Origin of the sequence: Rhodococcus sp. YH3-3 (assembly GCF_001653035.1) — a bacterium.
Classification (GTDB): Bacteria; Actinomycetota; Actinomycetes; order Mycobacteriales; family Mycobacteriaceae; genus Rhodococcus_F; species Rhodococcus_F qingshengii.
In genome coordinates, this window is sequence record NZ_BCWH01000002.1 from 1,668,326 (window position 1) to 1,682,435 (window position 14,110).

The window sequence follows — 14,110 nt, forward strand, 5'->3', positions numbered from 1 at the left end:
AAGCCGGGCGGCCGCTTTCGACGTGCTCAGGGGATCAGCTGAGGCGCTCGATCACCATTGCCATGCCCTGTCCGCCGCCGACACACATGGTCTCGACGCCGAAGGTCTTGTCCTGCTCCTGCAGGTTGTTGATCAGGGTGTTGGTGATACGGGCACCGGTCATACCGAAGGGGTGACCCAGCGCGATCGCGCCACCGGAGATGTTGAGCTTGTCCTCTTCGATGCCCAGTTCGCGAGCGGATCCGAGGACCTGCACTGCGAATGCCTCGTTGATCTCGAACAGGTCGATGTCGGAGATCGACTTGCCGGCGATCTTCAGGGCGTTCTTGACGGCCTGGATCGGGCCGAGGCCCATGATCTCGGGGGACAGGCCCGAGACGCCGGTGGAGACGATGCGAGCGAGCGGGGTCAGGCCGAGTGCCTTTGCCTTGGTGTCGGACATGATCACCAGTGCGGCTGCGCCGTCGTTGAGCGGGCAGGCATTGCCGGCGGTGACGGTGCCGTCGGGGCGGAAGACGGGCTTGAGGCCGCTGATGCCCTCGTAGGTGGTGCCGGCGCGGGGGCCGTCGTCCTTGGAGACGACGGTGCCGTCGGCGAGCGTGACGGGCGTGATCTCACGCTCGAAGAAGCCGCGAGCGATGGCTTCCTCGGCGCGGTTCTGGCTGCGAACTGCCCAGCGGTCCTGGTCTTCGCGGGTGATTCCGGTGGCGGAAGCGACGTTCTCCGCGGTCTGGCCCATGCCCAGGTACACGTCGGGGATCAGGCCCTCTTCGCGAGGATCGGTCCAGGCGACTCCACCTTCGGCGAGCTTGGCGCTACGGGCCTGCGCTGCGTCGAAGAGCGGATTCTTGGTGTTGGGGAGGCCGTCGGCGTTGCCGGTGATGAAGCTGGAGACGGACTCGACGCCGGCGGAGATGAAGACGTCGCCCTCGCCTGCGCGGATGGCGTGCAGCGCCATGCGGGTGGTCTGCAGCGAGGAGGAACAATAACGGTTGACCGTGACACCGGGGAGGAAGTCGTAGCCGAGCTGGACGGCGACGACGCGGGCGATGTTGAAGCCCGACTGACCGGCGGGCTGGCCGCAACCGAGCATGAGGTCGTCGATCTCGGTGGGGTCGAGCTCGGGGATCTTTGCCAACGCGGCGGCAACCATCTGAGTTGCGAGGTCATCCGGGCGGATGTCCTTGAGCGAACCCTTCATTGCGCGGCCGATGGGCGACCGTACTGCTGAGACGATTACTGCCTCGGGCATGAAAACTCCTTTTGTGTACTGCTCGAGGGCGGCTTGAAACGCCGTCGAGCAGGGCAAGTTGAATGCAGCTTCGACTTACAATTTACGTTGCCGCTCCCAGATGGTGGTCACGCAGTCTCACTCAGTTGACGTCGGGGCGCTGACCTGCAGGTTTGGTGCGTCTCGCGAAGGCTTTCCACTGGGTTGCCGCCGCCGTCAGTCGGGCCGCGACGGTGCGGGCTTGCGCCGCCTCCGAGACGTGGGGGAGTTCGGGTAGCGGGCCACCCTGCCATTCACCCAGAGCCGACGCGAGAACCGGGACGATCTGCTTCGCCGCGAGTTCGTATCCGGCCGCGGACGGATGGAAACGGTCGGCCGAGAACATCGTGTCGGGCGAGGCCAGGAATTCCTTGGCCAGCAGGTCGGCCAGTGGAACGGGATGACCCCCGGCGTTTCTGGTCGCGGCCGCCTGGGCGAGTGCGAGGCGATGGCCCCATTCGCGCACCACGGAGCGCAGAGGTTGCGGGATCGCCGTGACCACCCCCAGATCCGGGCAGGTGCCGACAACAACGACGGCGCCGCTCTCGCGTAAGCGTCGAACCGCGTCGCCGAGGCGTTTAGCCGACGCGTGAATCGCGTTCTTGGCGGTGACGTCGTTGGCGCCGATCAGGATCACCGCAGCGTCCGGGGGAGGACCGGCGACGAACATGGCGTCGACCTGCCCACTCAACCCGCGGGAGGTGGCGCCCCCGATGGCCTTGGTGCTCAAACGGATTCGCTTCCCGGTTTCACTCGCAAGCAGCTTCGCGACCTGAACACCCGGAACTTCCGAGGCCGTCAGCGCGCCCACGCCGGCCGCAGACGAATCGCCGAAGATCATCAAGTGGAGATCGAAGGGCACGGCCCGCCACCAGAGTTCCGGGTTGTCGGCGCCGGGCGCGTACACCCCGTCCGCCTCGGGTGGCTTGGCGATATTGCGACCGATCACCCCGCGGGCCGCCCCCGCCTGCGACATCAGATAGTTGTAGCCCAACCAGGAGAGCGTGCCTGCACTCGATCCGGCCACCACCGTGGCCACCGACGCTTTCAGTCCGGTTCGACTCACACTTGCCAATCTAGCCGGATTGCACCACCTTCGCCCGACGTCCGCGCGCACCGTTTTCTTTCATCTGGGAACATGGACGAATGCGCATCGCGGAACACGTCGTCGACCTCATCGGCAACACCCCACTCGTCAAGCTCACGTCCGTCACGGGCGAAAACTTCGGCACGGTGGCAGCCAAGGTCGAATACCTCAACCCTGGCGGTAGCTCCAAGGACCGCATCGCCGTCAAGATGATCGACGCAGCCGAGGCTTCGGGTGAACTGAAGCCGGGCGGCACCATCGTCGAGCCGACCTCGGGCAACACCGGAATCGGCTTGGCGCTCGTGGCGCAAAAGCGTGGATACAAGTGCGTTTTCGTCTGCCCAGACAAGGTCAGCGAAGACAAGCGCAACGTCCTGCGCGCCTACGGCGCCGAGGTGGTCGTGTGCCCCACGGCCGTCGCGCCGGACAACCCGAACAGTTACTACAGCGTCTCCGACCGTCTCACCCGTGAGATCCCCGGCGCCTGGAAGCCCAACCAGTACTCCAACCCGGGCGGACCGGAGAGCCACTACGAGACCACCGGCCCCGAGATCTGGGCCGACACCGACGGCAAGATCACGCACTTCGTCGCGGGCGTCGGCACCGGCGGCACCATCACCGGCACCGGCCGCTACCTCAAGGAAGTTTCGGGCGGCAAGGTCAAGGTCATCGGCGCAGACCCCGAGGGCTCCGTCTACTCCGGCGGCACCGGTCGTCCGTATCTGGTCGAAGGCGTCGGCGAAGACTTCTGGCCGTCGGCATACGACCCGTCCATCCCGGACGAGATCATCGCCGTCTCGGATGCCGATTCCTTCGAGATGACGCGTCGCCTCGCCCGCGAGGAGGGACTGCTGGTCGGCGGTTCCTGCGGTATGGCCGTCGTCGCTGCCCTCGAAGTAGCCAAGCGTGAGGGCCCCGACGCCCTGATCGTCGTCCTCCTCCCGGACGGTGGCCGCGGCTACCTGTCCAAGATCTTCAACGATCAGTGGATGGCGTCGTACGGATTCCTGCGCACCCCACTCGACGGCAAGACCAACGTCCCCACCGTCGGCGACGTTCTGCGTGGCAAGTCGGGCGAGCTGCCGGACCTCGTTCACACCCACCCGTCGGAGACCCTGCGCGACGCGATCGAGATCCTGCGCGAGTACGGCGTGTCCCAGATGCCCGTCGTGGGTGCGGAACCGCCGGTCATGGCAGGCGAGGTCGCCGGAAGTGTGTCCGAGCGGGATCTGCTGAGCGCGGTCTTCGAAGGCCGTGCGCACCTTGCGGATTCCGTCGAGAAGCACATGAGCAAGCCGTTCCCGCTCATCGGTTCCGGCGAGCCGGTCTCGGCTGCCACGAAGGCGCTCGGGGACACCGACGCACTCATGGTCGTCGACGACGGCAAGCCGGTCGGTGTCATCACGCGCCACGATCTCCTGGGTTTCCTGAGTTCGGATTCCTGAGTTCGGATTCCTGCGCCGGCACCGGCGCCATTAGGCTGGGGACCATGAGTGAGCAACGCAGCAAGGCCGACAACATCAGCTGGCAGGGTTTCTCCACGAAAGCGGTGCATGCGGGTTACGAACCCGATCCGCTGACCGGTGCGGTCAACGTGCCGATCTACGCGAGTTCCACCTTCGCCCAGGACGGCGTCGGTGGAATGCGCAGTGGCTTCGAGTACGCGCGAACGGGTAACCCCACCCGTCGCCCACTCGAGGCGAACCTCGCCGCGCTCGAATCCGGAACCTACGGCCGAGCGTTCAGTTCGGGAATGGCGGCCACCGACTGCCTGCTCCGTTCGGTACTTCGACCCGGCGATCACCTGGTCATCCCCGACGACGCGTACGGCGGAACCTTCCGTCTCATCGACAAGGTGTTCACGCAGTGGGGGATCGAGTACACCCCGGCTCCGGTGTCCGACGTCGATGCGGTGCGCGCGGCGATGAAGTCCAACACCAAGCTGGTCTGGGTCGAGACGCCCACGAACCCGCTGCTCAATATCGGTGACATCGAGCTCCTTGCCGAGGTCGCCCACGAGGGCAACGCAAAGATCGTGGTGGACAACACCTTCGCCTCGCCGTACCTGCAGCAGCCGCTGCAGCTCGGTGCCGACATCGCGCTGCACTCCACGACCAAGTACATCGGCGGACACTCCGACGTGGTCGGTGGCGCTCTCGTCTGCAACGACGAAGAACTGGACACCGCGTTTGCCTTCCTGCAGAACGGATCCGGCGGCGTTCCCGGCCCGTTCGACGCGTTCCTGACGTTGCGCGGAATCAAGACACTGGCGCTGCGCATGGAGCGTCACAGTGACAACGCGGAGAAGGTCGTCGAATTGCTCGACGGCCACCCCGCGGTTGCCGGCGTCATCTACCCCGGACTGGCTTCGCATCCGTCGCACAAGGTCGCGGCCAAGCAGATGCGACGCTTCGGCGGCATGATCTCCGTCCGCCTCAAGGGCGGCAAGGCGGCAGCTCTCGACCTGTGCTCGCGCACCGAGATCTTCACGCTTGCAGAATCTCTCGGCGGAGTCGAATCCCTCATCGAATTTCCCGGTGCGATGACCCACGCCTCGACGGCCGGTTCCGCTCTCGAGGTTCCCGACGATCTGGTTCGCCTGTCGGTCGGCATCGAAGACGCCTCCGATCTGGTCGGCGACATCGAGCAAGCGCTGTCCTGATCTTCGCTCTACAGTAATTCGACTTCGAATCTGCAGTGCGCCTTCACACCTCACGAGGGTGTGGAGGCGCACTTTCTGGAGGCATGCGTGAATCTCGAACAGATAAAGGCTGCACAGCAACTGCTCGCCCCGGTCATGCGACGCACCCCGGTCGTAGCCTCGCGAGTGTTGTCCGAAACCACCGGCTTCGCCGTGAGCTTGAAATGTGAAAATCTGCAGCGCACCGGCTCTTTCAAACCGCGCGGTGCGTACAACCGCATTGCCAATCTTTCCGCAGAGGAACGGGCAGCGGGCGTGGTGGCGGCCAGTGCCGGTAACCATGCGCAGGGAGTTGCCTGGTCTGCAACAGAATTGGGAATCAAGTCGACCGTCTTCATGCCGACGGGTGCGCCGCTGCCGAAGTTGGTGGCCACCAAGGCATATGGAGCTCAGGTCCACCTGCACGGTTCGACTGTCGACGAAGCGCTCGTGGCCGCTCGCGAATTCGCGGACCGAACCGGAGCAGTTCTGGTCCACCCCTTCGACCACGAGGACGTCGTGGCGGGGCAGGGGACTGTGGGGCTCGAAATCCTCGAGCAACTGCCTGAGGTCGGCACGATCCTCGTCCCCACCGGCGGCGGCGGGTTGATCGCCGGAGTGGCCGCAGCCGTCAAAGCTGTGCGCCCGCAGGTCCGCATCGTCGGAGTGCAAGCCGAGACCGCGGCTGCCTGGCCGGCGTCGTTGGCAGCCGGGAAGCCGACCGCCTTGGCGTCGATGTCCACGATGGCAGACGGTATCGCCGTTGGCTGCCCGGGCGAGGTTCCGTTCGCCGAAGTTGCCGCCCATGTCGACGCCGTGGTGACGGTCAGCGAGGAAGCGCTGTCCAAAGCGCTCCTGCTGTGCCTCGAACGCGCCAAGCTCATCGTCGAACCGGCCGGCGTCGCGGCCGTCGCGGCCTTGATGACCTGTACTCCGGAGGAGCTGGGACTGACAGGGCCGGTGTGCGCCGTGCTTTCCGGCGGCAACATCGATCCGCTACTTCTCACGCACGTCATCTCGCACGGTCTGCGAGCGGCCGGACGGTTCCTCGGAGTTCACATCACCATCGACGATCGGCCGGGCGCACTGGTCTCGTTGCTCGAAGTGGTTCGAGCGAACGGCGCCAGCGTGGTCGATGTCATCCATTCCCGTACCGGTGGCGAACTTGCACTCGACGAAGTGGAAGTCTTCCTCACCGTCGAGACGCGTGGTCCGGACAACAAGGCGGAACTTCTGACGGCCTTCGACCGCGCCGGTTACGCAGTACGACTGCAGAACTGAGGCGAGTTACTCGTCAGGCCAGCCGCCCAGAACCGTCACGCGGTACTCCTGGTCGACCAGCCTGGCGGGTACGTCGAGTTGATGTAGCCAGTCGATGGCCGAACCGCCCATGCCGACCGCAACCCGACTGAATGCGGCGGCCTGGGCGCAGGAGGATGCAATCACCGACACCGTGCGCCACATCGGCGTCGCTGTCGATTCGCGGTGCAGTGGCTTGACGGTGCTGGCCGTGGCGATCCCGCAGTCGGACGGAAGTGCTACCTGGCAGGTCGGGTCGCCGGGCAGGTCTTGCACCTGAATCTGCCAGCCGTCTTCCGGCGCCGGGCCGGCAACCGCGATGTCCCCGCCGAGGCCGACCAGAACGCCACACCCGAGAAGAGTCGCAGTGGACGCGGCACAGTGGTCCGCTGAACTGGCGCGGGCCGTCGCGGACAGATCGAGAACGACGTCGTCCGGGCTGTACACGCGGTTGTTCTCGACGCGAATCTTCCACCAGGAGTGAGGGTCTGCCGACCCGGCCGTCGGCGTGAGTTTGCCGTCGGTCAGTCGTGCGACAGCCAACGCGTCTTCGAGGAAGTGCGCGAACATCGGGGTCACGGCGACGCCGTCGACGTTGCTCGCGGCGCTGACATAGGTACGAATCTCGGAGTCGGCACGATCTCGATTGGTAGCGGCGTCGGCAGCGGTGAGGTACCCGCGAACCAGGCTGGCCGCGGAGGGAAGGACTTCAGGGTCGGTGACGACGACCCGGGCCTGAACCCCCCACGTGAGCCACTCGGAGGCCGAGCGCGGAGTACTCACGAACCGTTGGAGACGGCGTCCGGGGTTCCGAATCCGGCGACCACGACGGGCCGCTTCGCTACGGGATTCTTGGTGTGAGAAGCCGACGTGTCCGGCGCGAGTGCCGTGGCAGTGGGAGAAGAAACGAGTGAAAGTCCGCCGCTTGCGAGTGCTCCCGCCACAGCCGTGGCTGCGAGGGCGAGGCGAACGGGTCGATACACCGTAGTGCGTCCCCGGGCGGGTCGTGGCCGATCGTCGCTCATGGACTCAGCTTGCACGCCGAACCTGAGAAAAGCCTTGGCGTCTGTAGTCATTTGCGTAACGCCCGCCGAGATAAATGAGACATTGGTTACAGGAGTCGCGAGACTGAGCCGTGTCGAATGCATGTTCGAAAGAGTAGATGTTCGCACCGACAAGTTTCGGGTACGACCACGTACGTGGATTTTCAGAGGTTTATCGGAGGTTCGGATGGCAGTCGGTGTCCTGGCGATCGCTGTGTCGATCGGCACCGCACTGGGCGTGATGAGTGGAACTCTCGGAGCGCCCGCACAAGTCGAGAAGAACGAGTCTTCGAATGCTGCAGTCTCACTTGCAGCCTGGAACGGACCGGCACGAACTCAGGACACACCTGAGGGAATCGTGCCTTCCGTACCCTCCAACTTTCCGGGAGCGACATTGGCGCCCGTGGGAGCGGTGGCAGTGTTCGCGCCGTGGATCAAAAAGGCCGGTGCTCTGTGCTCGGAGATCACGCCCGCGGTGATCGCCTCGCTGTACTCGGTCGAGAACGGATTCAAGTACGGACCCGATACCGACATCTCACCGGAAGGTGGGCGCGGGCCTGGCCGCTTCACCACCGCAGCGTGGACGGCATACGGCAAGGATGGTGACGGCGACGGAAAGATGGACATCCTGGGCGTTGCCGATCCGGTGATGACAACCGGATACCGGTTGTGCGATCTCGTGAAGCAAGCGCAGTCCTGGCAGAAGTCCGGTGAGGTCGAGGGCGATACCGTCGACCTCGCGCTCGCTGCCTACGACGTCGGGCCGGACGCAGTTCGCGAAGCGGGCGGCGTTCCGGCAGACAAGTCGGGCGAGGTTCCTGCGGAGCAGGCGGTCGCCGCTCCGTTCGTCGCCCAGATCAAATCGTTGCAGGACTCGTTCGCCCTGATGCTTGCGCCCTTCGACTACAACAACCTCGCCGCAGCGGTGGGCGGCGTCGTCGAGGCCGGTCTGAAGTTTCTCGGATTGCCGTACGTGTGGGGTGGCGGAAACATCAACGGGCCGTCGATGGGCGGGTTCGACTGCTCGGGGCTGACGTCGTACGCGATCCACGCGGCCACCGGGGTGACTCTGCCCCGGACCTCGGAGACGCAGTGGGGTGTCGGCGTCGAGATCCCGCTGGATCAGGCGCAGCCCGGTGACCTGTTGTTCGGCAACTGGCAGGCAGGCGGCCCTGGCCACGTGGCGATCTACGTCGGCAACGGTCAGATGCTTCACGCACCCACGTTCGGCGACGTGGTGAAGGTCGGCCCGATCTTCGCCGGCATGAAGGCTCGCCGCGTGGTGTGAGTGGGCAGGAAACGGCGAGCGTCGACAGAGCAAGAAGCGCCACCCGACCGAGTCGGGTGGCGCTTCTTTTCAGAGCTGGTACAGCCGATCAGCTGTGGTAAGGCTCCGCGCTCAGCAGCGTGACCTTCATGGTGCTGCCGTTGGGCAGGTTGTACTCACGCGTGTCGCCGACCTTGGCTTCGAGCAGCGCGCCGCCCAGCGGTGAGTTCGGCGAGTAGACCTCGAGCTTGGCGTCACGTGCGCCTTCTTCGCGGGTAGCGATCAGGAACGTCTCGGTGTCACTCTCGTCGCCGTCGTAGTAGACCTTGACTACGGATCCGGGCAGTGCGACACCGGACTGAGTGGGGGCCTCGCCGACCTTTGCGCTGTTCAGCAGCTCCTGGAGCTGGCGAATGCGGGCTTCCTGCTGACCCTGCTCTTCGCGGGCAGCGTGGTAGCCGCCGTTCTCCTTCAGGTCGCCCTCTTCGCGACGCTCGTTGATCTCGGCGGCGATGACCGGGCGATTGGCGATGAGCTGGTCGAGTTCGTTCTTGAGCCTGTCATGTGATTCCTGGGTAAGCCAGGTCACCTGGGTCTCGGTCATCTCGATCACTCCCTAGTAGTCGGAGCCGGGGGCTCCCTCGACGATCGCTGCAACAGCAGCGAACAACGACACAGAAGCACCACCAGGGATGCAACCTTGCCGTCAAACCTTGCGTCAATGCAGCAATACACGGTTCCACCCGGAACCGTGTATCGGGCAATTCTATCACGCATGACTACCCGCCCTGTCCGGCGTCAAACGTCCGGCAGGGTGGGTGCGTTCCGAGGTCAGCTCTTGGTCAGGTACTCCGGAACGTCGAAGCTGCAGCCGTAGACGTCGGCCATGCCTGGCGGCTGGGACGTCTTGACCTCGGTGTTGAACTCGAGGGTCTGATGTTCCGACGACGGGACGTAGACCTCACGTCGACCGGTTTCGGAGCCGTCCTTCGAGCGTGCGCGCACGATGCACATCGCTTCACGCGACGAGTCGTCGCGTGTGACGGTGAAACGGATCTTCACCGTGGAGTCGTTGGCGATGTCGAACGAGATGGTCTCGGTCTCGATTTCCTTGACCGCAAATTTTCCGTACGCGTAGTACGCGATTCCGCCGCCTACGACGATGACGAGAGCGGTCAGAGCCCACACCATCCACTTGCGGGGACTGCCCGTGCGAGTTGTGCTCGGGTACCGATCTTGGGGAAGCGGTTTGCTCATCACTCTGCTCTCGAAGACTCGAGTTCGCGTGTCGTGCAGCAACTGACTGTGTCCCGCCGGATTACCGAAGGGGTCACGGCTGCGCCAGGAACTCTCGGGTGGAACTATAGAGGACGTATCCCGTCGCGCCGTCGGTAGGTTTGTCGGCAGTCGGTACGTTTGACGGCAACGGCCCGGAGTAATCCGAGCGGTGCACAGCGTGTGATTCGAAGACTGCCGGTGACGGCTACAGGTGAACTGCCGGTGACGGCTACAGGTGAACTGCCGGCAACGGCTACAGGTGAAGTTGAGGTGAACGAACACGTGAGCGGATTCCGGCTCATGGCCGTCCATGCCCATCCCGACGACGAGTCGAGCAAGGGTGCGGCCACCACCGCCCGTTATGCAGCCGAAGGCCACGAAGTGATGGTCCTGACGCTCACCGGGGGTGAGCGTGGCGACATTCTCAACCCGGCCATGGACGTTCCCGGTGTCCGCGATCGAATCAGCGAAGTTCGCCAGGAGGAGATGGCCGAGGCCGCTCGCATCCTGGGCGTGAAGCAGCGCTGGCTCGGTTTCGTCGATTCCGGGCTTCCCGAGGGCGACCCTCTTCCGCCGCTGCCCGAAGGGTGCTTCGCCCTCGTTCCGCTCGAAGAGTCGACGCGCGCTCTGGTCAAGGTGATTCGCGAGTTCCGTCCCCACGTCGTCACGACGTACGACGAGAACGGCGGATACCCGCACCCGGATCACATCCGGTGCCACGAGGTGACGATGGCAGCCTACGAAGCCGCCGCCGATCCCGAGTACTTCCCCGAGGACGGTCAGCCGTGGGAAATCAAGAAGGTCTACTACTCGCACGGATTCATCCGTAAGCGCCTCGAACTCTTCCAGGAGGAGTACGAGCGTCGCGGAGAGCCGTTCCCGATGGCGGACTGGCTCAAGAAGTGGAAGACCGAACGCGGCGACATGATGGTCCGGGTGACCACTCAGGTCACGTGCGGCGACTACTTTCCCCAGCGTGACGATGCTCTGCGCGCACACGCGACGCAGATCGATCCCAACGGTTCGTTCTTCGCTGTGCCGCTCGACATTCAGCAGAAGATCTGGCCCACCGAGGAATTCGAGCTCGCCAAGACGCGGGTCACCACGTCCATTCCGGAAACCGACCTGTTCGCAGGTCTCGAAGAGGACGCTCAGAAGTGAATGCTCTGTCCGCCGAGGTAGTTCTCGGCACCACACAATTTCTTGCTCAGACCCCGAGTAATCCATCCGGCCCGGAGTTCGGAAAGTCGTCTCCGGTCGGCCTGCTGGTGATTCTTGCGCTGCTCATCGGTGTGATCCTCCTGGTTCGGTCGATGAACCGGCAGCTCAAGAAGCTGCCGGAGACGTTCGAACCGGATCATCCCGAACTCGATCAGCAGGCAGACGAAGGCACCGACCGGGGAGCTATCACTGCTCCGAGCCCGGCGGACCCCAACGTCTCTACCGAGAAGAAGCCCAAGCAAGAATCCTGAGACGAACGAGGTAGCGGCGATGGACCCACGGATGCGGAACAACCTGGGTGGGTCCTCGAGCCCTTACCTGCGTCAGCACGCCGACAATCCGGTCCACTGGCAACAGTGGGGCGAAGAAGCGATGGAGTGGGCGCGCGAGCGCAACGTGCCGATCCTCCTCTCGATCGGATACTCGGCGTGCCACTGGTGCCACGTCATGGCGCACGAGTCGTTCGAGAACGACGAGATCGCGGCCGTCATGAACGCGAATTTCGTCTGTGTGAAGGTGGACCGAGAAGAACGTCCCGACATCGACGCCGTCTACATGAATGCGACGGTTGCGATGACCGGCCAGGGCGGCTGGCCCATGACCTGTTTCCTGACTCCCGACGGTTCACCGTTCTACTGCGGCACGTACTACCCGCCGACGCCTCGCGGCGGAATGCCCTCGTTCACACAGCTTCTCGAAGCGATAGTCGACACCTTCACGAATCGGCGCGACGAGGTCGACAACGCGGCGCAGTCGATCGTCACGGAACTTCAGCGCGCGTCGGGCGGGATTCCGTACGGCGGAGCGCCTATCGACGCCGAGCTGCTGAACGCGGCGGGTCGATCGATCCTCGGCGACGAGGACGTCCCGCGCGGGGGATTCGGTGGGGCACCGAAGTTTCCACCGTCGGCACTACTGGAGGGGCTGCTCCGACAGTACGAGCGAACGGGTTCGGGCGAGATCCTCGGCGGCATCGAGCGCACCGCCGAAGCAATGGCACGTGGCGGGATCTACGACCAGTTGGGTGGCGGTTTCTCGCGGTACTCGGTCGATGCCGAGTGGGTGGTTCCGCACTTCGAGAAGATGCTCTACGACAATGCGCTGCTCCTGCGGTTCTACGCGCACTGGGCGCGGCGCACCGGATCGGACCTCGCCACTCGCGTCACCGAGGAGACCGCAAGGTTCCTGCTCTCCGATCTGCTGACCGAGAACGGTTGCTTCGCTTCGGCTCTCGATGCCGACACCGACGGCGTCGAAGGCCTCACGTACGTATGGACGCCGACGCAGCTGGTCGAGATTCTCGGCGCGGAGGACGGGCAGTGGGCGTCGGAGTTGTTCCGGGTCACCGATACCGGAACCTTCGAAGAGGGTGCGTCGGTACTGCAGTTGCTCCGTGACCCCGACGACTGGTCGCGCTGGCAGACGGTCTCCGACGCTCTCCGTGCCGCCCGGGCTCAGCGTCCACAGCCTGGCCGCGACGACAAGGTGGTGACGGCCTGGAACGGGTTGACCGTCACGGCCTTGACGGAAGCCGGACTTGCCCTGGACCGACCCGACTGGATCACCGCGGCGGCCGAGTGCGCAGGCGCTCTTCTCGACCTTCACCTGGTGGACGGTCACTTGCGTCGCGCTTCCCTCGGCGGGGCTGTCGGCGCCCCGACGGGTGTGCTCGAGGATTACGCAATGTTGGCCACCGGCCTCCTGGCTCTATATCAGGCAACGGGATTGGCGCGGTGGCTCGATGCGGCGCAGCAGTTGCTCGACGTCACTGTCGACCACTTCGCTGATCCGGCCGAGCCGGGAAGCTGGTTCGACACGGCCGATTTCGCGGAGTCGCTCGTGACTCGGCCCCGAGACCCGTTGGACGGCGCGACGCCGTCCGGTGCGTCGAGCGTCGCGGAGGCTCTGTTGACCGCAGCGGCGTTGACCGATGCCGAGCGCTCTTCTCGTTACGCCCAGGCCGCGGCGGACGCGCTGGCGAGGGCCACGCTGCCGCTCGAGCGTGCGCCTCGGTCGGCGGGGCACTGGCTCGCGGTGGCGGAAGCGTCGTTGCGTGGTCCGATACAGGTGGCCGTCGTCGGGGAAGGTTCGCTGTTGGCCGATGCCCGCCAGCTTGCGCCGGGTGGTGCAGTGGTTGTCGGGGGTGCCCCGGATTCTTCACCGCTGCTTGCAGATCGACCCCTCGTCGACGGAGGTGAAGCCGCGTACATCTGTCGGGGATTCGTGTGTGATCGGCCGGTGACGACGGTGGTGGAACTGGCGAGTCAGTTGAACACGACGAGCCATACCGCGATGTAGTGGCAGATCGCTGCGACGACCGTCGCGGCGTGGAAGAACTCGTGATGCCCGAACGTCGTGGGCCACGGGTTTGGCCATTTCGTCGCGTACAGAATTGCGCCGACGCTGTAGAAGATTCCGCCGACGAGCAGCAGCACCATCGGCGCCACACCGACCTGGTGCGTCAGTTCACCGACCACGGGAACGATCGCCCAACCGAGGAGCAGGTAGAGCGGGACTCCCACCCATTTCGGGGCGGTGGGCCAGAGCATCTTGAGTGCGACGCCGGCGAGCGCGCCTGCCCACACGATCGCGAGGATGATCTTGCCGGTGTGAGTCGGGAGGCCGAGCATGGCGAACGGTGTGTAGCTGCCGGCGATGAAGAGAAAGATCATCGAATGGTCCGCACGCTTCATCCACGTACGGCCCTTGACCGTCTGCCACTGGATGCGGTGATACGTCGCACTGATGCCGAAGAGGCCGCAGATCGTGACGCTGTAGATCGCGGTTGCCCAAGCCGCTTTGGCGCCGACCTGAGCGCCGGCTACGGAGACGAGAACGACGCCCGCGACGACGGAGACACCGAGCGCCCACAGATGGATCCAACCGCGCATGCGTGGTTTGACCGGAAGCTCGTCGACCCCGAATGCCGTCATGTGCAACCCCTCTCGTTCCGTACTGTTGCGAA

Annotated in this window: 14 protein-coding genes; 7 read left to right on the plus strand and 7 right to left on the minus strand. The window is 64.8% G+C overall.

What is annotated here, in order from left to right; all coding sequences use genetic code 11:
* Positions 1-34: 34 nt before the first annotated feature.
* Together YH3_RS20860 and YH3_RS20865 are read right to left on the minus strand one after the other, a co-directional pair.
* The gene (locus tag YH3_RS20860) at positions 35-1,252 is read right to left on the minus strand and encodes an acetyl-CoA C-acetyltransferase (RefSeq protein ID WP_019744600.1); all 1,218 of its coding nucleotides are present in this window, start codon (positions 1,250-1,252) and stop codon (positions 35-37) included.
* A 121-nt stretch (positions 1,253-1,373) separates the two neighbouring features.
* Positions 1,374-2,345, minus strand: coding sequence for an SGNH/GDSL hydrolase family protein (locus YH3_RS20865; protein WP_042448870.1), 972 nt, complete (start codon positions 2,343-2,345; stop codon positions 1,374-1,376).
* A gap of 71 nt (positions 2,346-2,416) precedes the next feature.
* Between YH3_RS20865 and YH3_RS20870 the strand changes: the two genes are divergently transcribed.
* The 3 genes from YH3_RS20870 to ilvA all read left to right on the plus strand — a co-directional run bounded on the left by YH3_RS20870 (position 2,417) and on the right by ilvA (position 6,318).
* Positions 2,417-3,802, plus strand: a complete 1,386-nt coding sequence (locus YH3_RS20870; protein WP_003943292.1) for a cystathionine beta-synthase — start codon at positions 2,417-2,419, stop codon at positions 3,800-3,802.
* Positions 3,803-3,846: 44 nt separating this feature from the next.
* Complete coding sequence (locus YH3_RS20875; protein ID WP_003943272.1) at positions 3,847-5,019, plus strand: cystathionine gamma-synthase; 1,173 nt, start codon at positions 3,847-3,849, stop codon at positions 5,017-5,019.
* Between the two features lie 135 nt (positions 5,020-5,154).
* Positions 5,155-6,318: a threonine ammonia-lyase gene (gene ilvA, locus YH3_RS20880; RefSeq protein ID WP_223304414.1), complete on the plus strand. Its 1,164-nt coding sequence runs from the start codon at positions 5,155-5,157 to the stop codon at positions 6,316-6,318.
* Positions 6,319-6,324: 6 nt separating this feature from the next.
* Here ilvA and YH3_RS20885 read toward each other — a convergent pair whose 3' ends face one another.
* Positions 6,325-7,119: an FAD:protein FMN transferase gene (locus tag YH3_RS20885; protein WP_003943281.1), complete on the minus strand. Its 795-nt coding sequence runs from the start codon at positions 7,117-7,119 to the stop codon at positions 6,325-6,327.
* Positions 7,116-7,361, minus strand: a complete 246-nt coding sequence (locus YH3_RS20890; RefSeq protein ID WP_153211881.1) for a hypothetical protein — start codon at positions 7,359-7,361, stop codon at positions 7,116-7,118. Before YH3_RS20890 ends, YH3_RS20885 begins: the two co-directional genes overlap by 4 nt.
* Before the next feature lie 205 nt (positions 7,362-7,566).
* Here YH3_RS20890 and YH3_RS20895 point away from each other — a divergent pair, with 205 nt between their 5' ends.
* Positions 7,567-8,667, plus strand: coding sequence for a bifunctional lysozyme/C40 family peptidase (locus YH3_RS20895; RefSeq protein WP_003943296.1), 1,101 nt, complete (start codon positions 7,567-7,569; stop codon positions 8,665-8,667).
* Positions 8,668-8,755: 88 nt separating this feature from the next.
* Here YH3_RS20895 and greA read toward each other — a convergent pair whose 3' ends face one another.
* Both greA and YH3_RS20905 read right to left on the minus strand, forming a co-directional pair.
* Entirely contained in the window at positions 8,756-9,250 is a 495-nt protein-coding gene (gene greA, locus YH3_RS20900) for a transcription elongation factor GreA (protein ID WP_007726385.1), read from the minus strand.
* A gap of 227 nt (positions 9,251-9,477) precedes the next feature.
* Entirely contained in the window at positions 9,478-9,903 is a 426-nt protein-coding gene (locus YH3_RS20905; RefSeq protein ID WP_007726384.1) for a DUF4307 domain-containing protein, read from the minus strand.
* 303 nt (positions 9,904-10,206) lie between these two features.
* Here YH3_RS20905 and mca point away from each other — a divergent pair, with 303 nt between their 5' ends.
* Genes mca through YH3_RS20920 form a run of 3 tightly spaced genes read left to right on the plus strand, consistent with a single transcriptional unit; the run spans position 10,207 to position 13,443 of the window.
* Positions 10,207-11,085: a mycothiol conjugate amidase Mca gene (gene mca / locus YH3_RS20910; RefSeq protein ID WP_007726383.1), complete on the plus strand. Its 879-nt coding sequence runs from the start codon at positions 10,207-10,209 to the stop codon at positions 11,083-11,085.
* Complete coding sequence (locus YH3_RS20915; protein ID WP_003943283.1) at positions 11,082-11,396, plus strand: hypothetical protein; 315 nt, start codon at positions 11,082-11,084, stop codon at positions 11,394-11,396. The genes mca and YH3_RS20915 overlap by 4 nt, the downstream gene beginning before the upstream one ends.
* A gap of 19 nt (positions 11,397-11,415) precedes the next feature.
* Positions 11,416-13,443 carry a thioredoxin domain-containing protein gene (locus tag YH3_RS20920; protein ID WP_047270318.1) on the plus strand — a complete coding sequence of 676 codons (2,028 nt, stop codon included), beginning with the start codon at positions 11,416-11,418 and terminating at the stop codon, positions 13,441-13,443.
* On the opposite strand, the gene YH3_RS20925 is transcribed toward YH3_RS20920, so the two are convergent.
* On the minus strand, positions 13,410-14,078 hold the full coding sequence (locus YH3_RS20925) for a hemolysin III family protein (protein WP_042920879.1): 669 nt from the start codon (positions 14,076-14,078) through the stop codon (positions 13,410-13,412). The two genes, YH3_RS20920 and YH3_RS20925, sit on opposite strands and share 34 nt — an antisense overlap.
* Positions 14,079-14,110: the final 32 nt, after the last annotated feature.